Annotated in this window: 15 protein-coding genes; 10 read left to right on the top strand and 5 right to left on the bottom strand. The window is 67.3% G+C overall.

Features of this window, described 5'->3' with window-relative positions; translation table 11 throughout:
* Positions 1-105 precede the first annotated feature (105 nt).
* Genes NSE01_RS11515 through NSE01_RS11505 form a run of 3 tightly spaced genes read left to right on the top strand, consistent with a single transcriptional unit; the run spans position 106 to position 3,817 of the window.
* Positions 106-2,304, top strand: a complete 2,199-nt coding sequence (locus tag NSE01_RS11515; protein WP_147159762.1) for a dehydrogenase E1 component subunit alpha/beta — start codon at positions 106-108, stop codon at positions 2,302-2,304.
* The gene (locus NSE01_RS11510; protein WP_147159761.1) at positions 2,297-3,313 is read left to right on the top strand and encodes an ACP S-malonyltransferase; all 1,017 of its coding nucleotides are present in this window, start codon (positions 2,297-2,299) and stop codon (positions 3,311-3,313) included. The genes NSE01_RS11515 and NSE01_RS11510 overlap by 8 nt, the downstream gene beginning before the upstream one ends.
* Before the next feature lie 15 nt (positions 3,314-3,328).
* Positions 3,329-3,817 carry a low molecular weight protein-tyrosine-phosphatase gene (locus tag NSE01_RS11505; RefSeq protein WP_246135177.1) on the top strand — a complete coding sequence of 163 codons (489 nt, stop codon included), beginning with the start codon at positions 3,329-3,331 and terminating at the stop codon, positions 3,815-3,817.
* Here NSE01_RS11505 and ada read toward each other — a convergent pair.
* A complete protein-coding gene (ada, locus tag NSE01_RS11500) occupies positions 3,814-4,929 on the bottom strand; it encodes a bifunctional DNA-binding transcriptional regulator/O6-methylguanine-DNA methyltransferase Ada (RefSeq protein WP_147159758.1) in 1,116 nt (371 codons plus the stop codon). The two genes, NSE01_RS11505 and ada, sit on opposite strands and share 4 nt — an antisense overlap.
* 79 nt (positions 4,930-5,008) lie before the next feature.
* Positions 5,009-8,605 (bottom strand): bifunctional proline dehydrogenase/L-glutamate gamma-semialdehyde dehydrogenase PutA, encoded by a 3,597-nt coding sequence (gene putA, locus NSE01_RS11495; RefSeq protein WP_147159757.1) that lies wholly within the window; start codon positions 8,603-8,605, stop codon positions 5,009-5,011.
* A 94-nt stretch (positions 8,606-8,699) separates the two neighbouring features.
* Here putA and NSE01_RS11490 point away from each other — a divergent pair, with 94 nt between their 5' ends.
* Together NSE01_RS11490 and NSE01_RS11485 are read left to right on the top strand one after the other, a co-directional pair.
* Complete coding sequence (locus tag NSE01_RS11490; RefSeq protein WP_147159755.1) at positions 8,700-9,173, top strand: Lrp/AsnC family transcriptional regulator; 474 nt, start codon at positions 8,700-8,702, stop codon at positions 9,171-9,173.
* Between the two features lie 145 nt (positions 9,174-9,318).
* Positions 9,319-10,647 carry an NAD(P)/FAD-dependent oxidoreductase gene (locus tag NSE01_RS11485; protein ID WP_147159754.1) on the top strand — a complete coding sequence of 443 codons (1,329 nt, stop codon included), beginning with the start codon at positions 9,319-9,321 and terminating at the stop codon, positions 10,645-10,647.
* Positions 10,648-10,895: 248 nt separating this feature from the next.
* On the opposite strand, the gene NSE01_RS11480 is transcribed toward NSE01_RS11485, so the two are convergent.
* From NSE01_RS11480 to NSE01_RS11470, 3 genes are read right to left on the bottom strand one after another with little or no spacing between them, the layout of a single operon-like run.
* On the bottom strand, positions 10,896-11,870 hold the full coding sequence (locus NSE01_RS11480) for a phosphotransferase enzyme family protein (RefSeq protein WP_170233822.1): 975 nt from the start codon (positions 11,868-11,870) through the stop codon (positions 10,896-10,898).
* Positions 11,863-13,137, bottom strand: coding sequence for an aspartate aminotransferase family protein (locus NSE01_RS11475; RefSeq protein WP_147159752.1), 1,275 nt, complete (start codon positions 13,135-13,137; stop codon positions 11,863-11,865). The genes NSE01_RS11480 and NSE01_RS11475 overlap by 8 nt, the downstream gene beginning before the upstream one ends.
* Positions 13,112-14,503, bottom strand: a complete 1,392-nt coding sequence (locus NSE01_RS11470; protein ID WP_147159751.1) for a glutamine synthetase family protein — start codon at positions 14,501-14,503, stop codon at positions 13,112-13,114. The genes NSE01_RS11475 and NSE01_RS11470 overlap by 26 nt, the downstream gene beginning before the upstream one ends.
* A 104-nt stretch (positions 14,504-14,607) precedes the next feature.
* Here NSE01_RS11470 and NSE01_RS11465 point away from each other — a divergent pair, with 104 nt between their 5' ends.
* The 5 genes from NSE01_RS11465 to NSE01_RS11445 all read left to right on the top strand — a co-directional run bounded on the left by NSE01_RS11465 (position 14,608) and on the right by NSE01_RS11445 (position 19,823).
* Positions 14,608-15,363 carry a GntR family transcriptional regulator gene (locus tag NSE01_RS11465; RefSeq protein ID WP_147159750.1) on the top strand — a complete coding sequence of 252 codons (756 nt, stop codon included), beginning with the start codon at positions 14,608-14,610 and terminating at the stop codon, positions 15,361-15,363.
* A gap of 18 nt (positions 15,364-15,381) precedes the next feature.
* Positions 15,382-16,761 (top strand): APC family permease, encoded by a 1,380-nt coding sequence (locus NSE01_RS11460; RefSeq protein ID WP_147159749.1) that lies wholly within the window; start codon positions 15,382-15,384, stop codon positions 16,759-16,761.
* A gap of 86 nt (positions 16,762-16,847) precedes the next feature.
* Positions 16,848-18,014: a GNAT family N-acetyltransferase gene (locus NSE01_RS11455; protein ID WP_246135176.1), complete on the top strand. Its 1,167-nt coding sequence runs from the start codon at positions 16,848-16,850 to the stop codon at positions 18,012-18,014.
* Positions 18,011-18,859, top strand: coding sequence for a cupin domain-containing protein (locus tag NSE01_RS11450; protein ID WP_147159748.1), 849 nt, complete (start codon positions 18,011-18,013; stop codon positions 18,857-18,859). The genes NSE01_RS11455 and NSE01_RS11450 overlap by 4 nt, the downstream gene beginning before the upstream one ends.
* Before the next feature lie 61 nt (positions 18,860-18,920).
* Positions 18,921-19,823, top strand: a complete 903-nt coding sequence (locus tag NSE01_RS11445; RefSeq protein WP_147159747.1) for an acyl-CoA thioesterase — start codon at positions 18,921-18,923, stop codon at positions 19,821-19,823.
* The last annotated feature ends 65 nt before the right edge of the window (positions 19,824-19,888 follow it).

The following is a 19,888-nucleotide window of genomic DNA, read 5'->3' as shown; positions in this document are numbered from 1 at the left end:
GATCAAGGCACGGAGAGGCACCCGAGCCGGTCCTCAAGGGGTGACGCCCTGCGTACCTTTCGCTAGTGGGTGACAGATGATCACGAATGAAACTGGTCCGCGCTGATGGACGCCGCACAGCAGGTTCATGAGCAGTTTGTCGCCGCGCTGGAAGCGGGGACGTTGCAGCGCAGAAGCAATCTGGGTCTGAGCGCGGTGGGGCTGGACCCCAAGCGCGCGGCGGCGATCCTGCATAGCCAGATGGTCAGCCGGCAGCTCGACCGGCTGAGCCGCAAGCTGCAGGCGCGGGGCGAGGGGTTTTATACCATCGGCTCGTCAGGCCACGAGGGGAACGCCGCGCTGGCCGAGGCGCTGCGCGTGGATGACGTGGCGTTTCTGCATTACCGGGATGCCGCGTTCCAGATCCACCGCGCGAACCGCGTGCCGGGCGAGAACCCGATGTGGGACATGCTGCTTTCGTTCACCGCAAGCGCGGACGACCCGATTTCGGGCGGTCGGCACAAGGTGCTGGGCTCGAAGCGGCTGATGATCCCACCGCAGACTTCGACCATCGCGAGCCATCTGCCCAAGGCGGTGGGTGCGGCGTTTTCCATCGGGATCGCGCGGCGGATGGGGCTTGAGGAGACGGTGTTCGCCAAGGACGGCGTGGTGCTGTGCTCGTTCGGCGATGCTTCGGCCAACCATTCGACGGCGGTGGGCGCGCTGAACACGGCGGCGTGGGCGGCGTTTCAGGGGACGCCGATGCCGATCGTGTTCCTGTGCGAGGACAACGGGATCGGCATTTCGACCAAGACGCCGATGGGCTGGATCGAGGCGAACTGGTCGACACGGGCGGGGCTGCATTACATCCAGTGCGATGGCTGCGATCTGGCCGATGCGTGGCGCGGGGCGGCGGAGGCTGTCGATATTGCGCGGCGGCAAAGGAAGCCCGTGTTCCTGCACATGAAGACGGTGCGGCTCTATGGCCATGCCGGGAATGACGTGCAGGGCGTGTACCTCAGCAAGGACGAGATCGCGGCGGACAATGCGCGCGATCCGCTGCTGGCATCGGCGGCGCTGCTGATCGAAGAGGGCGTGATGACCGCCGCCGATGTGCGGCGCGAGTACGATGCCATCGAGGCGCAATTGCTGCGGCAGGTGGAACTGGCGATAAAGCGCCCGAAGCTGCCCGATGCGGCGGCGGTGATGGAAAGCATCGTGCCGCCCAAGCGCGTTGGGGTGGAGCGGCCGCTGGCGAGCGCCGAGGCGCGCGCGGCGGTGTTTGCCGATGAAGCAGCGGTGATGGAAAAGCCGCAGCACATGGCGCGGCTGATCTCGTGGGCGATGGCGGACCTGCTGCTGCAATATCCGAACGCGATTGTCTGCGGCGAGGATGTGGGGCCGAAGGGCGGCGTTTATAATGCGACGGCGCGGCTCCATGCGCGGTTCGGTTCGGCGCGGGTCATCAACACGCTGCTCGATGAGCAGGCGATTCTGGGGCTGGCGATCGGCGCGGGGCATAATGGCTTGCTGCCGATGCCGGAGATCCAGTTCCTTGCCTATGTGCACAATGCCGAGGATCAGATCCGCGGCGAGGCGGCGACTTTGTCGTTCTTCTCGAACGGCCAATATACCAATCCGATGGTCGTGCGGATTGCCGGCTTGCCCTATCAGAAGGGCTTTGGCGGGCACTTCCACAACGACAACAGTCTGGCCGTGTTCCGCGACATTCCGGGGCTGGTGATCGCGGTGCCATCGTGCGGGCGCGAGGCGGTGCTGATGCTGCGCGAATGCGTGCGGCTGGCGCATGAGGAGCAGCGGGTCGTGATCTTCGTCGAGCCGATTGCGCTTTACATGACGCGCGATCTCCATGCCGAGGGGGATGGGCTGTGGACTTCGGTTTATGAAGCGCCGGGGGTGAGTGAAATCCGCGTGGGCGAGGTGGGCGTGCATGGCGAGGGGACCGACCTTGCCATCGTGACTTATGGCAACGGCGTGTACCTTTCGCTGCAGGCACAGAAGCTGCTGGCGGAGCAAGGCGTGAACGTACGGGTGATCGATTTGCGCTGGATTGCGCCGCTGGCGGAGGACGCGCTGCTGGAGGCGGTGGGGCCGTGCGGGCGCGTGCTGGTGGTTGATGAATGCCGCGAGACGGGTTCGCAGAGCGAGGCGCTGCTTGCGCTCATGGCCTTGAGGGCGCCGGAGAAGGTGCTGGGCGTGCTGGCGGCGACGGACAGCTTCATCCCGCTGGCGCGCGCTGCGACGCATACCTTGCCGAGCCGCGACGGGATCGTCGCCAAGGCGCTGGAGATGGTGCGTGGCTAAGGAGACTGTGGTCGTCGTGTGCCCGGGGCGGGGGACGTATAATGCGCCGGAGCTGGGCTATCTGGCGCGGCATCATGCCGGATCGCCGTGGCTGGCGTATTTCGATGCGGTGCGGAGCGCGGCGGGGAAGCCGACGCTGACCGAACTGGACGGGGCGAAGAAGTTTGACGCGAAGCTGCATCCGCGCGGGGATGTGGCGGCGCCGCTGATCCATGCCTGCGCTTTCCTCGATTTCCTGACGCTGGACCGGGAGCGGTTCGAGGTTGTCGCCGTGACCGGTAATTCGATGGGCTGGTATACGGCGCTGGCCTGCGCGGGCGCCGTATCGGGCGAGCATGGGTTTGCGATTGCCGATGCGATGGGGGTGAATTCGCAGAAGCACGCGGCCGGCGGGCAGGCGGTGATCGTGATGGCGGGCGAGGACTGGCGCGTCGATCCGGAGACGGAGCGCGCGGTGGAGGCGGCTTGCGGGCGTGTGGGGGTGCTGCCTTCGATCCGGCTAGGCGGGATGCTGGTGGTGGCGGGGCCTGAAGCCGCGCTCGATGCACTGAATGCGCACTTGCCGCCCTTGCCAAGGCCGCCGCTGCGGCTGGCGGGGCATGGGCCGTTTCACACGCCCCTGATGCAGGCCAGCGCGGATGCGGCGCGGGGGCAGCTGCCTGCGGACTGGTTCAGCACGCCCGATGTGCCGCTGATCGACGGGCGCGGCAAGGTGTGGCGGCGCTTCGAGACCGACGCGGCGGCGCTGTGGGACTATACTTTCGGGCACCAGATTCTGGAGGCCTACGACTTCACGGCGGCGATCACCGTCGCGCTTCGAGAGTTCGCGCCGGACCGCGTGGTGCTGCTTGGCCCGGGCGAAACGCTGGGCGGCGCCATTGGGCAAGCCATCGTTGCGCAACGATGGCTGGACATTGACAGCAAATCCGTGTTTTCACTTAGGCAGGAAGAGGATCCGTTTCTCGTCGCGATGGGCCGCGAAGCCCAGCGGCGTATCATCGCCATCTGACCCATGGGGCCTCTCGTGAGCCAGCCGTCCGTCCTGTTCGTGTGCCTCGGCAATATCTGTCGCTCTCCGTTGGCGGAGGCCGCACTGCGCGCTGAAGCGGTTGCGGCGGGGCTGGCGGTGTCCATCGATTCCGCTGGGACCGGGGGCTGGCACGCCGGTGATCCGCCCGATCCACGCGCGGTTGCCGAGGCGGCCCGCCACGGGATCGACATTTCCGGCTATCGCGCGCGGCAAGTGCGGCGCGAGGACTTCCAGCGGTTCAGCACGATCTATGCGCTGGACCAGCAGAACCTGCGCGATTTGCGGCGGATCCAGCCGAAGGGCTTCATGGGGCGGCCCATCGCGGGGCCCAGCGCGCGGCTGAGCCTGCTGATGGACCTTGTGCCCGGGCGCGAGGGGACGGCGGTGATCGATCCCTATGGCGGGACCGCGGAGGACTTCGCGACGACCTGGGAGGATGTGACCTTGGCGGCGCGTGAGATCGTGACGCGGCTGCGGCGCTAAGCCGATCCGGCTTTTTCCCGCCGCTCGGCATCGAGCAGGGCGCGCTTGCGATCCAGCCCCCAGCGGTAGCCGCCGAGGCTGCCATCGGCGCGCAAGGCGCGGTGGCATGGGATAAGCACTGCGATGCGATTGGCCGCGCAGGCCGAAGCGGCGGCGCGAATGGCGCGGGGTTTGCCGGCGCCCTCGGCGAGTTCGGAATAGCTCACCACATCGCCCGGTTTCACCGACATCAGGAAACGCCAGACGCTGATCTGAAACGCGGTGCCGCGCAGATCGAGCGGGAGATCGGGGCGCGGGGCGGCGTTCTCCAGATGGGCGGCGAGGGCGGCCATCCACGCATCGAGCGGGGCAGCGGCGGCCAGTGCGGCGCGCACCAGATGGGCCTTGGGAAATTCGGCGGCGAGACCGGCGAGCAGGGCTTCCTCGCTTTCCCCGAACTGCACGAAGCAGACGCCGCGCGGCGTGGCGGCCATCATCAGCGGGCCGAGCATGGTGGCGCGCGTGGCATGGGTGATGACTTCGCCTGCGCCGCCTGCGCGGTAGGCGCTGGGCGTCATGCCGAGGCTGCCGTCCGCGAGATCGTAGATGCGGCTGGTGGAGCCGAAGCCCGCATCGAGCCCGGCTTCGAGCACCCCTTCGCCATCGCGCAAGGCTTGCTTGAAGCGGATGAGTCGCTGTGCGGCCTGGTATTCGCGCGGGGAAACGCCGAGCGCGGCCTTGAAGGCGCGCTGGAAATGCGTGGGCGCCATTCCGGCTTGTTCTGCGAGGTGGGCGAGGGTGAGGGGCTCCTCCGCATGGCTGGCAATGTAGGCGGCCATGGCCTGCATCAGCGAAGCGGCGGGTTCCTGCGCGGCTGCGGGGTGGCAGCGGCGGCAGGGACGGAATCCGGCGGCTTCGGCTGCGGCGGGCGTTTCATGGAAGCTGACGTTGGCGCGGTTTGCCTGCCGCGAGGGGCAGGAGGGGCGGCAATAGACGCCCGTGGTCTTCACCGCATAGACGAACGTGCCGTCCGCGCTGCGATCGCGCGCAGTGACGTGCAGCCAGCGGGCTTCGTCGAGGGGATCGGGTGTTGCCACGGTCTTCGCGTAGCGCGTGGGGGCGGGGATTGCCATGTGCGGTCTCCTGAATTGTCAGGAGCGGGATAGGCCCCATAGCGCGGGCGCGCGCTCCGGGGCTTGCGGTGCAATCGGATCAGGCGAGTGCCATCAGGCTGGCGTTGCCGCCCGCTGCGGTTGTGTTGACCGAGAGGGTGACTTCCTCAAGCAGCAGGTGAAGCGGGGCATTGGTGTGGAGCGGGACGATCGCGCCATCGCGCTCTGCAAGCTGGCGGGTTTGGGCGGCGATGCGATCGGCCGGGCCTTCTGCGAGCATGGCGGCGAGATCGGGGATGCGGGTGAGGTCTTCACCGGTCCATTCGACGCGGGCGGCGAGCGCGGCGGGGAAACCGGCGGGGCGGGTGGCGATGGGGCTTGGTGCGACGATCACCGCGGTGTTGCCGGTGGCGAGGACGGCGGCGACCTGGTTCCACAACGCTTCGACGCTGGTGGCGGAGCAGGCGATCCGGCCGCGCGGGGCGAGGCGGTATTCGTTGCGCTCTCCGACCGGGCCGGGAAGCTGGATGGTATAGCCGAGGGGGGAGGCCTTGGCGGCATCCCACGCGGCTTTGGCGGTGGCGGCGAGGCCTTGCGCCGAGGCCCACTGGGCGAAGGTGGCCAGCGCTGCGTCAGGCTGTGCGGCGGCGGGAAGGGTGGGCGCGGCGCCGGGGGCGAAGCGGGTGAGGTAGAGCGGGCCGCCGGCCTTGGGTCCAGTGCCGGAAAGGCCGCGCCCGCCGAAGGGCTGCACGCCGACGACCGCGCCGATCATGTTGCGGTTCACGTAGAGATTGCCCGCCTCGATACGGCTCGTCACGCGCTCTACGGTCTGATCGATGCGGGTGTGGAGGCCGAAGGTGAGGCCGTAGCCCGAGGCGTTGATGGCCTCGATCAGCGCATCCATCTCATCGGCGCGGAAGCGGACGACGTGGAGGACGGGGCCGAAGACTTCGGCCTTGAGATCGCGCGGATCGGTGAGTTCGATCAGGGTGGGGGCGATGAACGTGCCGTGGGCGGTTTCCGCGCTGAGGGGCATTTCGGTGACCGGGAACCCTGCGGCGCGCATGGCGGCGACATGGGCGGCGATGCCGGTGCGGGCGCGTTCGGAAATGACCGGGCCGACATCGGTGGCGAGCGCGGCGGGGTTGCCCACGGCGAGCTCGGCCATGGCGGCTTTGAGCATGGTAAGCGCGCGGTCTGCCACGTCTTCCTGCAGGCAGAGCAGGCGCAGCGCGGAGCAGCGCTGGCCCGCGCTGTCGAACGCGGAGGCGAGGACATCGGCCACGACTTGTTCGGCGAGCGCGGAGCTATCGACCACCATGGCGTTGAGGCCGCCGGTTTCGGCGATGAGCGGGATGGGCTGGCCGTGCTGGTTCAGGCGTCCTGCGAGGGATCGCTGGATGGCGCGGGCGGTTGCGGTGGAACCGGTGAAGACGACGCCTTGGACTTCGGGCACGGCGACGAGGGCAGCGCCGATATCGCCGCCGCCTGGGAGGAAATGCAGCGCATCGGCAGGCACGCCCGCCGCGTGGAGCAGGCGCACGGCCTCTGCGGCAACGAGCGGGGTTTCGGGCGCGGGCTTCGCGAGGACGGGATTGCCGGCGGCGAGCGCGGCGGCGATCTGGCCGGTGAAGATGGCGAGCGGGAAGTTCCACGGGCTGATGCAGACGACCGGGCCGAGCGGGGTGGCGGTTTGGGGTAGGCTGCGGCCATGCACGGCGTAGTAGCGCAGGAAATCGACCGCTTCACGCACTTCGGCGAGGGCGTTTGCGGCGCTCTTGCCGGCTTCGCGGATCAGGAGTGCGATGAGGGGGATGCGGGCGGCTTCCATCGCATCGGCGGCGTGTTCGAGGGCGGCGGCGCGGGTTTCAGCGGGGGTGTTTTGCCAGCTTGAGGCTGCGGCCTGAACGGCGGCGCGGGCGGCGTCTTCGGGCAGTGCGGCATGGACGTGGCCCACGACATCGCGGTGATCAGCGGGGTTGAGGACGGGCTGTGCGGGCCGTGCGGGATCGCCTGCGCGGTGATCCTGTGCGGCGCTGGCGGTGAGGGCTTCGGCGAGCGCGGCAAGGGTCGGTTCGTCGGCGAGGTCGAGGCCCTTGGCGTTTGCGCGGTCTTCGAAAAGGGCCTCAGGCAGCGCGATGGCTTCGTGCGGGGCGCCGGGCTGCGGCTCGGCGGCGAGGGCGGCGGCGGGGTCTTCGATCAGCGCGTCGATGCGTACCTCCGGATCGGCAATGCGGTTGACGAAGGAGGAGTTCGCGCCGTTTTCAAGGAGGCGGCGGACGAGGTAGGCGAGCAGCGTCTCGTGCGTGCCGACAGGGGCGTAGACGCGGCACGGGCGGGCGAGCTTTTCGGGGCCGACCACTTCTTCGTAGAGCGGCTCGCCCATGCCGTGGAGGCACTGGAACTCGTAGTCGCCGGGGGTGAAATCGGGGCCAGCCAAGTGCAGCACGTTGGCGAGCGTTTGCGCGTTGTGCGTGGCGAACTGCGGGAACACGGCATCGCGCGCGGCGAGGAGTTTGCGGGCGCAGGCGAAGTAGGCAAGATCGGTGTGGACCTTGCGGGTGTAGACCGGGAAATCGGCGAGCCCGGCTTCTTGCGCACGCTTGATCTCAGCATCCCAGTAGGCGCCCTTGACGAGGCGGACCATGATGCGGCGGCCCGCGCTGCGGGCAAGGTCGACGATCCAGTCGATCACCATGGGGCAGCGCTTCTGGTAGGCTTGGATGACGAAGCCGAGGCCCTGCCAGCCCGCGAGGCTGGGCGCGCGGGCGAGGCCTTCAAGGATATCGAGCGAGAGTTCGAGGCGGTCGGTTTCCTCCGCATCGATGTTGAAGCCGATGTCGTAGCTCTTCGCGAGTTCGGCCAGCATGAGCACGCGGGGGGCAAGCTCGGTCATCACCCGGTGCGCCTGCGTGCGGGTGTAGCGGGGGTGGAGCGCAGAGAGCTTGATCGAGATGCCGGGGCCGGCGAACACGCCGCGGCCTGCGCTGGCCGTGCCGATGGCGTGGATGGCGGCGGTGTAGGCTTCTAGGTAGCGGGCCGCGTCCTCAGCCGTGGCAGCGGCTTCGCCCAGCATGTCGTAGCTGAAGGCGAAGCCCTGCGCTTCGCGGCGGCGGGCGCGGGCGAGCGCGTCTTCGATCGTTTCGCCCATCACGAACTGTTCGCCCATCATGCGCATGGCGGTATCGACGCCGCGCCGGATGACGGGTTCGCCGAGGCGGTGGACCATGCGGGTGAGCGCGTGGCCGAGCCCGGCGGCATCGACGCTGGCGGTCAGCTTGCCGGTGATGACGAGGCCCCAGGTGGCAGCGTTGACGAACAGCGGCTTGTCGCCGCCGAGGTGAGCGGCCCAGTTGCCGGTGGCGAGCTTGTCGCGGATCAGCGCATCGCGGGTGGCGTCGTCGGGGATGCGCAGCAGCGCTTCGGCGAGGCACATCAGCGCGACGCCTTCGTGGCTGGAGAGCGCGAATTCCTGCACCAGCGCCTGCACGCCGCCGGGGCGGGCCTTGGCGCGCAAGGCTTCGATGAGGGTGCGCGCGGTGTGGGCGATGCCCTGCTGGTCCGCTTCGGGGAGCGTGGCGGCGGCGAGGAGCGGGCGAATCGCCTCCGGCTCGGCAATGCGCGTGGCCGCCGTGATGGCGCGGCGCAGCGGGGTTTCGGGCGAGGGGCGCGGGGCGAAGGCGGGGAGGCTGGGCATGGCGTGAGAATACCAGAATCGGAACAGGCAGTTTGCCTGATTTGCGTTGTGCAGATGTACAGATTGGCCTAAATTTATCTCTATGGCAGGCAATATGAACACTGATGGCGCTGATGGCGGGCCACTAGACCGGTTTGACCGGGCGATTCTGGATATTCTAGCGGTTGATGGCCGCCTGCCGATCACCGAACTGGCGCAGCGCATCGGCCTTTCGAAATCACCGACGCAGGCGCGGCTGAAGCGGCTGCTGGCGGAGGGCTATATTCGCGGTTTTCGGGCGATCCTCGATCCGCGCAAGCTTGGGCTGGACCATGTTGCCTTCACAGAAGTGAAGCTTTCGGACACGCGGGAGGCGGCGCTGGAGGCATTCCGGCAGGCGGTGCTGCGCATTCCGGAGATCGAGGAATGCCACATGATCGCGTCGAGTTTCGATTACCTGCTCAAGGTGCGGACAGCCGATATCCGGCGCTACCGCGAAGTGCTGGGCGAAAGGATCTCGAGCCTGCCGCATGTGGCGAGCACCTCCACCTTCGTTGCGATGGAGACGGTGCGCGAGTCCCATGATTAAGGGCGGAAGATGATCACAATTTCGGAGGTTTGATGGGGATCTTGCGGCGGTTGGCTGTACGGCCGCGTATAATGTGATCACATTTTGATTGACGGAATCGGGGGGTAGGGTTAGGCAACGGGGGTACTTTTGCGAGTCCCATGCCATGAACGCCCAGACTGCAGACCGCGTGATCGACACTTTCTCCCCCGCCTCGCCCTATGCCGGGATGCCGACGTATTACGCGGCGAGCGCGAACCCGACGCCGCGTCGGCCGGAGCTGCTGGGCGAGGAAGTGGCTGACATCTGTGTGGTGGGCGCGGGCTTCACCGGCATGGGCGCGGCGCTGGAACTGGCCGAGCGCGGCTACAAGGTGATCGTCGTCGAGGGCGAGCGCGTGGGCTGGGGCGCTTCGGGGCGCAACGGCGGGCAGTTGGTCAACGGCTACAGTCGCCGGATGAAGGAGGTGCGCCAGCACTACGGCGCGGAGGCGGAGAAGGCGTTCGGCGCGATGGCGCTGGAAGGCCAAGGCATCATCCGCGAGCGCGTGGCGAAGTATGGCATCCAGTGCGATCTGCGCGCGGGCAACGCGATCATGGCGATGAGCAAGCCGCAGCTGAAGCTGATGGCCGAGCGCACCGAGGAATGGCACCGCCACGGGCACACGCAGATGTTCCTTGCGGAAGGCGCGGCAGCGCGCGAGCACATCAACACGGACCGCTATATCGGCGGAATGTTCGACCCCATCGGCGGGCACATGCATTCGCTGAACTATGTGCTGGGCGAAGCGGCGGCGTTCGAGAGCCTAGGCGGGCGGATCTTTGAAAACTCGCGCGTGACGCATGTGGACCGGGGCGCGGAGCCGGTGGTGCACACCGCCAAGGGCATGGTGCGCGCGAACAAGGTGCTGGTTTGCGGGAATGCCTATCTCGGCGATGCCGCGCCCGATCTTTCGGGGCGCATCCTGCCGGTTTCGAGCCAGGTGATCGCGACCGAAGTGCTGGGCGATGATCTGCTCGAGACGCTGTTTCCGACCAATTACTGCATCGAGGATATCCGCTATATCCCGGATTATTACCGGCGTACGGCCGATGGCCGACTGCTTTATGGCGGCGGCACGATCTATGGCGGGTTTGATCCGGCCTCGATCGAGGGCAAGATCTTGCCGCAGCTGCACCAGACCTTCCCGCAGCTCAAGGGCGTGAAGGTGGACTTCCAGTGGAGCGGCAATTTCGCGCTGACGATGACGCGCTATCCGCAAATGGGGCGCGTTTCGGACAGCGTCTATTTCTCGCAGGGCGACAGCGGCCACGGGGTGACGACAACGCAGATGCTGGGGCGCCGTCTGGCCGAGGCAATCGATGGCCAGATGACCAAATTCGACGTGTTTGCGTCGCTGCCGTACATCCCGTTCGTGGGCGGCAAGCTGTTTCGCGTGCCCTACTGCGTGGTTGGGGCGTGGTACTATGGGATGAGGGATCGTCTTGGAATCTAGGGATGAATCCCGAATCTAAAGTGAGCTTTAGGTCCGATTCCAGTTCCTGATTCCTTTCAATGGGTTGATTCACGCCGTTCGCGCTGGCGGGGGCTGTTCTGCCCGCTCTGGATTCCCGCCTTCGCGGGAATGACGAGGTGGGGGACTATCACTTTTCCGTCGCCCCGTGCTTGACACGGGGCTGGGCTGTTCGTCCGGCGCGGCGCTGACAAGAAAAGCCAAGGCCCGTGTCAAGCACAGGCCGACGATTACAAATGACGGTCCATAGCGGCGCCTACCTTGGCGATCAGGCCAGGTTTCCATTCCTCGGGCGCGCCGACGACCTCAGGTCGGTCTGAGCACCAGCCGATCAGCATCAGCGTGCGGACGAGCAGAAAAAGGCTTAGCTGTTCGAGCGCGCTGTCGGGGAGTGGTCGGCGCGCAGCATAGCCTGCGAGGAAGCGGTCCTGAAGGTCAGGGAAGCGGGGTTCGCTGCTCGCGCTCCACAGGCTGACGGCCATGTCGAAGACGGGCCAGCCCCATGCGCAGTCGTCGAAATCGATGAGGCCCAAGGCGTCGCCGCTGATGAGGACGTTGGCGGGGTGGGCGTCGGCGTGGATCAGGATCAGGGGATCGGTGAGTGCGGCGAGGCGGGCGGCGACAAGATCGCGGGCCTTGCCGAGCAGGGTGCGTTCGTCGGCGGTGAGGCAGGGCAGGTCCCAGAAGCGGCCCCAGAAGGGAGCTTCGCCGACGAGGCCTGCTGCATCGAGGTGGTGGCGGGTGAAACCGGCGGGCGGTGTCCAGCCTGCCGTGGCGTTGTGGAGATCGGCGAGCAGGGCGCCGGTGCGCTCGAACCAAAGCCATGTTTCGGGGCCGCGATCGTCGCCGATAAGGTCGGCGAGCGTCTGGCCGGGGTGCCAGAGCGTCATGCCGGCGAGGCGGGTGGCTTCGGGATCGGGCGTCGGGACTTCGGCATACCATGCGCCGTCCACGGTGCGTCGTCCGGTGGGGACGAGGAGGCCTTGCGCAGTCAGGTGCGCGGTCAGAGCGCGGTCGGATTCGAGCGCGGGGAGCGCGTGGTAGCCGGGGCGGTGGAGGCGCAGCGCCCATGTCGTGCCGTCTGGCGCGTCGGCGCGGAAGACGACGTTTTCGCTTTTGCCGATGGGGTGGGGTTCGATTTCGGGAAGGCCGAAGGCTGCGAGGGCGGCGCGGGCGGCGGGGAGGTATGCCTCGATTTCAGGCATGGGTGACGCGGTCGAAGGCATCGAGGAAGGCGAGCGCGTCGGCGCGGGGGAGAACGAGTGGGGGGCGGATCTTGACGCAGTTGTTGAAGGCGCCATCGACCGAGGTGAGGAAGCCTTCGCGGCGGAGCGCGCAGACGAGGCTGAAGGCGTGGGCGGCGTCCGGGTTGCCATCGGCATCGACGAATTCGGCGGCGAGGAACAGGCCTTTGCCGCGCACGTCGATTAGGCCGGGGGTGTTGCCGAGGCGCTGTTTCAGGCAGTCCTGGAGTTCGCCCCCGAGCGTGCGGCTGTGCTCGACGAGGCCTTCCTCCTCGATCACATCGAGCACGGCGAGGCCGACCGCGCCTTGCAGGGGGCTGGCGGCAAAAGTGTTGAAATAGCGGGTTTCGGCGCGGAATTGCTCGACCACTTCGCGCTTGGCGCAGGTGGCCGCGAGGGGGAGACCGGCGCCCATCGGCTTGCCGGTGACGACGATGTCGGGCGTGAGACCGACTTCGTCATAGCCCCACCATGTGCCGGTGCGGCCGTAGCCGGCCTGCACTTCATCGGCGATGATCAGGCCGCCCTCGGCGCTCACAAGCGCGGCGGCCTTGGCCATGAAGGTGGCGGGAATGTCCGGCAGGCCCTCGTTGGCGAAAATCGGGCAGAGGATGAGCGCGGCGAAGCCCTGGCCGGTGGATTTCAGCTCCTCGATCGCGGCTTTGAGGCGCGCGACATAGGCGTCCGCCAGTCCTTCGCCGGGGGCGAGGGGGCGCAGGGTTTCGGGGAAGGGGATCGAGCGGATATGCAGGTGGCGAGTGTCGCCTGCGGGGAGGTTGGTGAGCGCGCCGACGACGGTGTTGTTGCCGTGGTAGGTGTGGTTTGTGCAGACGATCCCGTGCTGGCCGGTGGCGAGCTGGGCCATGCGAAGGGCGATCTCGATGGCCTCGGTGCCGGAGCAGGAAAACACCCCGCTTTCCGTCACGCGCTGGAGCGCGGTCAGGCGTTCGGCCAGCGCAATCGCAGGTTCGCTGAGGTAGCGGCTGTGGGTGTTGAGCGTGGCCTGCTGGCGGGCCATCGCCTCGACGATCCGGGGGTGTGCGTGGCCGACGCAGGGTACGTTGTTGTACATGTCGACGTAGCGGCGGCCCTGCTTGTCGAACAGGCTGGCGCCTTCGCCGCCTACGAGGTGCAGCGGCTCATCATAAAACAGCTTGGCGCCGCGCCCGAAGGCGCGGTCGCGGCGCTGGAGCAGATCGCCATCAGGCGTTGCGGAGGTACCAGTCATAATCGAGCGCGGTGACCTCGCTGTAGAAGCGGTCCTGTTCGGTGCGCTTCACCGCGCAGTACATGTCGACGAAGGTGTCGCCGAGGTAGTCGCGCATGATCGGGGAAGCGTGGAGCGCATCGACGGCGGCGTACCAGTTGCCGGGGACCTGATAGGGCGAGTCTGCGGCGGCCTTGTAGCCATCGCCGACGACGGCCGGGCCGGGGTCGATCCGGTTCACCATGCCGTGGTGGACGCCCGCCAGCATCGCGGCGAGCGCGAGGTAGGGGTTGGCATCGGCCCCGGCAAAGCGGTGTTCGACATGGCGCGAGGCGGCGGGACCGGCGGGGATGCGCAGGGAGACCGAGCGGTTGTTGACGCCCCAGATTGGCGCGGTCGGCGCGTAGGAGTTGGCGCGGAAGCGGCGGTAGGAATTGGCGTTGGGGGCGAAGATGCCGAAGGCCTGGCTTTGCGTTTCGCGCAGGCCGCCGATGGCGTGGCGCATCTGCTCGGTGCCTTCGGGGTCTTCGCTGGCGAACACGTTCTTGCCGTCTGCGCCCGCCATGCTGAAGTGGAGGTGCATCGAGCTGCCGGCGGAGTGGCTGAACGGCTTGGCCATGAACGTGGCGGCCATCCCTTGCGTCTGCGCGACGCCCTTGGCGAGGCGCTTGTACATCTGCGCTTCGTCTCCGGCGCGAAGGGCATCGGGGCGGTGGTGGAGGGTGAGTTCGACCTGGCCTTGGGCGTATTCAGAGATGACGGCTTCGAGCGGGATGCCCTGCACATCGGCCTGCCGCCACAGTTCCTTGAAGAAAGGGGCGAAGTCCTGAATGTCGGTCAGGCTGAACACGTCGATGAGGTGGGGCTGTGCGGCGGTGTGCGGCGAGCGGGCGAGGTGGACTTCGCCGCGGGGGCCGCGCACCGGATCGACCAGGTAGTATTCGATTTCGCACGCGACGACGGGAGTGAGGCCCAAGGGCTTGAAGCGGTCGACCACGCGGGCGAGGACGTGGCGCGGATCGAGTTCGCAGGGGGTGCCGTCTGCGTAGTACATCGATGTGATCACTTGCGCGACGTCATCGCCCAGCCACGGCGCCTTGACGAGCGTGCCGGGGATGGGGCGCAGCATGTAGTCAGGATCGCCGTTGCCCCAGACGAGGCCGGTGTCTTCGCAGTCCTGCCCGGTGATATCCGCGACCAGCATCGAGCTGGGGTAGAGACGACCGTTTTCGTAGATCGGCAGCAGCTCGCTCTTGCGCACACGCTTGCCGCGCGGGACGCCGGAGATCGCGGTGAAGATCACTTCGATGAAGGCGATCTCCGGATTGGCGGCGAGGAAATCGCGCGCTTCGGCCGGATCGGCGATCATGCTGGCGGGGGTGGTCATTGGTCGGCACGGTCCTCGGGAGTAATGGTAAAAGGTGGTATGGAGCGGGGCGGGGGGTGTCAATCGCACTTGGCCTTCCCGCAAAAATGTGATCACATGGCGGCATGATGGCAACAGGTTCTTCGGCGGATGATGATGCGCGCACCTTGCACCAGCAGGTGCTGGCGCGGCTGCGCGAGAACATCCTGCTCGGGCGGATCGAGCCGGGGCAGGCGCTGACCATTCGCGGACTGGCGGCGGAGCTGGGTGTGAGCGCGCAGCCGGTGCGCGAGGCGCTGCGCCAACTGGTGGCGGAGCGCGCGCTGGAGCTGATGGACAACCGGCGCGTGCGCATTCCGCCGATGACGATCGAGCGTTTCGAGGACCTGATCGCGGCGCGCATCGTGCTGGAAGCCGAAGCGGCGGCGCGGGCCATGCCCTATGTGACGGAAAGCCTGATCGGGCGGCTGGAAGCGGAGGATGCGGCGGTCAACACGGCGGTGGCGGAGCGCGATTACGATCGTTGGATCGGCGCGAATTATGCTTTCCATTCGATGCTTTACGGGGCGGCGGGGCAATCTGCGTTCCTGCCGCTGATTGAATCGCTGTGGTTGCAGGTGGGGCCGTTCCTGCGCCGGGCCATTCGGACCATTTCGGGCCATTACACGGTGGACAGGCACAACGAGGCGCTGGCGGCGCTGCGGCGGCGCGATACCATGGCGCTGAGGATAGCGATCGAGGCCGATATCCGGGATGGCATTGCGCATATTGGCTCCACGCTGATCCGGAGCGAGGCCCTGGGAGCGGGGACGGGGGCGGACGCTGTGCGTGGCCCTTCGACAAGCTCAGGGCGAGCGGGTGTTGTGAGTGAGGCAGTCTAGAGCGGGGGATCTTATGGCATGAGCGAGCAGGGCGGCCATCAAGGCCTGGCGAAGGGCGCACTTTCGGCGCTGGAATCGACGATCATGGGGATCGCCGGAACATCGCCTGCCTTCACCGTCGCGGTGACGACCGGCACGATCTATGCCGCCATCGGTCCGCTTTCGGTGGGAAGCCTGCTCTACAGCGGCGTCATCATGCTGGGCATCATGTTCGCTTTCGCCAAGCTCAACCGGGTGATGCCTGACGCCGGCGCGGCTTTTGCGTGGGTGGGCAAGGTTTTCGGGCCGACCTGGGGGTTCTTCGCCGGGTGGGGGCTGATGGTCGCCTCGGTGGTGTTCATGGTCTCCGCCACGCTGCCTGCCGCGACCGCGACCTTGCTGCTGCTTGCGCCCGCAGAGGTCGAGAATACGCCGCTGGTGACGGCCATCGCGGCGGTGTGGCTGACGTTGGTGACGTGGATCGTGCTGCGCGGGATCAAGCATGCGAGCACGGCGCAGGTGATCGTGACCGTGATCGAGGCGGTGATCGTGGTGGCGCTGCTGGGGGCGGCGGTGGTGTGGTTCGGCGGGCACCCGGCGCACGTGCCCTCGGCGGCGTGGATCGCGCCCGGATCATTCACGTTCAAATCGTTCGCGGATGGGGCGATTGTCTCGGTGTTCTTCTACTGGGGCTGGGATGTGACGATGAACCTTGGCGAGGAGACCGAGCCGGAGGACGCATCAAAAGGTGCGTTCTGGGCGATGATAAACCTCATCGTGTTCTTCGTGATCCTGATGACGGTGGTGCTGATTGCCCTGTCCGACAAGGAAATCGCCGAGGCCAACACCAACGTGCTATATGCGATTTCGGCCAAGATCTTCCCGGCGCCGTGGAGCTATCTGGTGGTGCTGGCGACGGTGCTGAGCACGGTTGGCGCGCTGGAGACGCAGATCCTGCAGTTCAGCCGCAGCATGTTTTCGATGGCGCGCGCGGGGGTGCTCCATCCGCGTTATGCCGCCGTGCACCGCGAATGGCAGACACCGTGGGCGGCGACGCTGGTGATCTGGGGGCTGGGCCTCGTGCTGCTGTTCGCGGCTTCCTACATGCCCTCGGTCGCGGCGATCCTCGAGAGTTCGATCGAGGCGATCGGCCTCCAGATCTGCTTCTACATGGGGCTGACGGGCTATGCCTCGGCATGGCATTTCCGCGACCTGCTGCGGACGGACCTGCGCGAGGCGTTTACGCATGTGGTGATGCCGCTGATCGGCGCGCTGTTCATGACGAGTGTGGCGGCATGGGTGATCCCGACGTTCAGCCCGATCGTGCTGACGGTGGGGATCGGCGGTTTGGCGCTGGGGTTCATCCCGCTTTCGATCGGGTGGTGGCGCAACCGGCAAGGCGGGGTGGCGGCCGCTTAAGCCCTGCTGGAATGTAGGAAAATTCACCTAGGTGTTAACCGCATGTTCGCTCCGGACTGCTAGCCCCAGAGGCTGGAGACCGAAGTTTGAACGACGAATCCTTTACCATGCGGCCGGGGAAGGCGCTCCTTCCCGGAGCCGGCGAGGTTGATGCCAGCTTCGCCGTAACGCCTTGGCGTGCGTGGGATTCGCCGGAGGCGCGCGCAGCGTGGGATGCGCTCGCCGCGCGGGCGGGGACGCCCAATCCGTTTTTCGAGCCATGGTATCTGCTGCCGGGGCTGGCGCGGTTCGATCCGCTGGGGCGCATCGCGATCGGCGCGCTGATACGCGGGGATATGCCCGAGGCGCTGGTGCCGTTGCAGCGGGCGCGGCGTTATGGCCGGCATCCGCTGCCGCATCTGGCGGTGTGGCTTCATGCCAATGCCTTCCTTGGAGCGCCGCTGGTGGCCGAGGGGGCGGAAGAAGCCTTCTGGGAAGCGCTGTTCGATTGGGCGGACCACAACGCCGGGGCCGCCGCTTTCCTCCACGCCGCGGCGCTGCCGCTGGAAACGGCGCTGGCAGAGGCGCTGATGGCCGTCGGCGCGCGGCAGAACCGGCAGGTCGTGCTCGTCCACCGCGAGGAGCGGGCGATGCTTGCCAGCCCGCTCGCACCAGCGGCCTATCTCGAGCATGCGCTGCCGGGGAAGAAGCGCAAGGAACTGCGGCGGCAGCAGGCAAGGCTGGCGGAGCAGGGCGTGCTCACCATCGCTCGGCAGAGCAATGCCGAGGGCGTGGCGGCGTGGATCGAGGCCTTTCTCGAGCTGGAAGCACGCGGGTGGAAGGGCGGTGCGGGAAGCGCGCTCGCCTGCGCGGACGAGACGGCGGGGCTGTTTCGCGAGGCCATGACGGCGGCGGCGCAGCGCGGTTGCCTCGAGCGGCTGAGCCTTGAACTCGATGGCGCGCCAATTGCCATGCTGGCGACGCTGATCGTGGCGCCGGGAGCGTTTTCCTACAAGACCGCGTTTGACGAACGCTTTGCCCGCTTTTCGCCGGGGGTGCTGCTGCAGCTTGAAAACCTGGCGTTGCTGGAGAAACCGGGTGTGCGCTGGACTGACAGCTGCGCGGCTCCTGACCATCCGATGATCGATTCGCTGTGGCGCGAACGGCGCCCGATCGGCCGCCTTTCCATCGCCATCGGCGGCCAGATGCGGCGGGCGCTGTTCAGCCGCATCGCGCGCCTCGAGCTTTCTCGCAATCCACAAGGCCTGACATGAATTCCTGCGTTTTCGCGCCCGAGGCGCGCTCTGCCTTTGCTGCTGCCTATCCGGAAGTTCCCCATCGGCTGACGCATGATCTGCGCGGCCATCCGCTGCTGACGCTCGATGCGCTGGCAGAGCTTGCCGAGGCGCTGCCCAAGGCATCGCGCGAGTACAACCGCGCCGACCTGCCGGTGGGGCTCAACGGCATCGTGCCGCCGGGCAACGGCCTTGGCATTGGCGAGACGATCCGGCGCATCAACGAGACTGGCAGCTGGGCCGCGCTCAAGAACATCGAGCAGGTGCCGGCCTACCGCGAGTTGCTGCTGGCGCTGCTGGAGGAGCTGCGCCCGGCAATCGAGGCGCGCACCGGGGCGATGCTGCGGCCGCAGGGCTTTGTGTTCATCACCAGCCCGGGCGGGGTGACGCCTTACCATTTCGATCCCGAGCACAACATCCTGCTGCACCTTGCGGGCGTGAAGACGATGACGCTGTTTCCCCAAGGGAACCCGAAGTACGCGCCCGACGAGACCCACGAGACCTATCATACCGGCGGGGGGCGCGAGCTTTACTGGCAGGACGAACTTTCGCGCGGGGGCACGGAGTGGAAGCTGCGGCCGGGCGAGGCGCTCTACGTGCCGGTGATGGCGCCGCATTTCGTGCGCAACGGGCCGGCGAGCGCGATCTCGCTTTCGATCACGTGGCGGTCTGAATGGAGCTTTGCCGAAGCGGACGCGCGCGCATTCAACAGCGTGTTGCGCCGCATGGGGCTGCGTCCGCGCGCGCCGGGGCGCTGGCCGCACGACAACCGCGTGAAGGCAGCGGGCTGGCGCGTGCTGCGGCGGCTGCCGGGGGTTGGCTGACTCCTCGGGCGAACGCAGCTTTCCGTTGACGCAAACGTCAGGGTAAGCAATGCCGCCCGCCATGAGCGAAACACCCGAAGATTCCGATCCCGCAGCGCTGGTTGAAGGCCTGCTGCGCCTGCTTGATGTTGCCGATCAGGGAAATGACCACTTTGCCGGAGCGCGCAAGCCCGGCGGAGTGGGGCGCGTGTTCGGTGGGCAGGTGATCGGACAGGCGCTGGCGAGCGCCGAGCGCACCGTGCCCGAAGACCGGCCCGTTCATTCGCTGCACGCCTATTTCCTGCGCAGCGGCAATGAGGATTTCGGCATCGATTTCGAAGTGATGCGCGACCTTGATGGCGGCAGCTTTGCCAACCGGCGGGTGGTGGCGAGCCAGCAGGGCCCGGACGGTACTGCAAGGCCCATTCTCACGATGGTCGCCTCGTTCCACAAGCGTGAGCCGGGGGTGGAGCACGCCGAGGACATGCCGGAGGTTCCGGAACCAGAAGCGCTGCGCACCGAGGCGGATCTGCGCGCCGAATTTGCGCACAAGGCGCCCGAGCGGCTGCGCAAGCAGATGCTGACGCCGCGCCCGATCGAACTGCGCCCGGTGGAATCGCGGCACTGGATGGGCGGCCCTCCGCGCGAGCCGCTCTCGCACACATGGATGCGCGCGGTGGCGCCGCTGCCCGATGATCCCAAGTTGCACCGCGCTGTGCTGGCCTATGCCAGCGACATGACGCTGCTCGGCACCGCGACGCTGCCGCACGAGATCAGCTGGTCCAAGGGCAACATGATGGGGGCGAGCCTCGATCATGCAATCTGGTTCCACGATGATTTCCGCGCCGACGAGTGGATGCTCTATGTGTGCGACAGCCCGTGGGCAGGCCGCGCGCGCGGGTTCAACCGGGGGCGGATCTTCACGCGTGAGGGCAAGCTGATCGCCAACGTGGCGCAGGAAGGCCTGATCCGGCCGCTCAAGTAGTTTGCTCCGCTCACGCGGAGGCGGCACCGGCCCGCTCCCCCGCCCGGCCACCCATTCAGGGTACT

The organism is Novosphingobium sediminis (assembly GCF_007991615.1).
Classification (GTDB): domain Bacteria; phylum Pseudomonadota; class Alphaproteobacteria; order Sphingomonadales; family Sphingomonadaceae; genus Novosphingobium; species Novosphingobium sediminis.
This window is presented reverse-complemented; position numbering and strand designations above follow the sequence as displayed.

What these genes read in the sequence shown, in the direction of transcription:
- NSE01_RS11515 (WP_147159762.1), top strand. Translation starts at nt 106, where the DNA reads ATGGACGCCGCACAGCAGGTTCATGAGCAGTTTGTCGCCGCGCTGGAA.
- ada (WP_147159758.1), bottom strand. Translation starts at nt 4,929, where the DNA reads ATGGCAATCCCCGCCCCCACGCGCTACGCGAAGACCGTGGCAACACCC.
- putA (WP_147159757.1), bottom strand. Translation starts at nt 8,605, where the DNA reads ATGCCCAGCCTCCCCGCCTTCGCCCCGCGCCCCTCGCCCGAAACCCCG.
- NSE01_RS11490 (WP_147159755.1), top strand. Translation starts at nt 8,700, where the DNA reads ATGAACACTGATGGCGCTGATGGCGGGCCACTAGACCGGTTTGACCGG.
- NSE01_RS11485 (WP_147159754.1), top strand. Translation starts at nt 9,319, where the DNA reads ATGAACGCCCAGACTGCAGACCGCGTGATCGACACTTTCTCCCCCGCC.
- NSE01_RS11480 (WP_170233822.1), bottom strand. Translation starts at nt 11,870, where the DNA reads ATGCCTGAAATCGAGGCATACCTCCCCGCCGCCCGCGCCGCCCTCGCA.
- NSE01_RS11475 (WP_147159752.1), bottom strand. Translation starts at nt 13,137, where the DNA reads ATGACTGGTACCTCCGCAACGCCTGATGGCGATCTGCTCCAGCGCCGC.
- NSE01_RS11470 (WP_147159751.1), bottom strand. Translation starts at nt 14,503, where the DNA reads ATGACCACCCCCGCCAGCATGATCGCCGATCCGGCCGAAGCGCGCGAT.
- NSE01_RS11465 (WP_147159750.1), top strand. Translation starts at nt 14,608, where the DNA reads ATGATGGCAACAGGTTCTTCGGCGGATGATGATGCGCGCACCTTGCAC.
- NSE01_RS11460 (WP_147159749.1), top strand. Translation starts at nt 15,382, where the DNA reads ATGAGCGAGCAGGGCGGCCATCAAGGCCTGGCGAAGGGCGCACTTTCG.
- NSE01_RS11450 (WP_147159748.1), top strand. Translation starts at nt 18,011, where the DNA reads ATGAATTCCTGCGTTTTCGCGCCCGAGGCGCGCTCTGCCTTTGCTGCT.
- NSE01_RS11445 (WP_147159747.1), top strand. Translation starts at nt 18,921, where the DNA reads ATGAGCGAAACACCCGAAGATTCCGATCCCGCAGCGCTGGTTGAAGGC.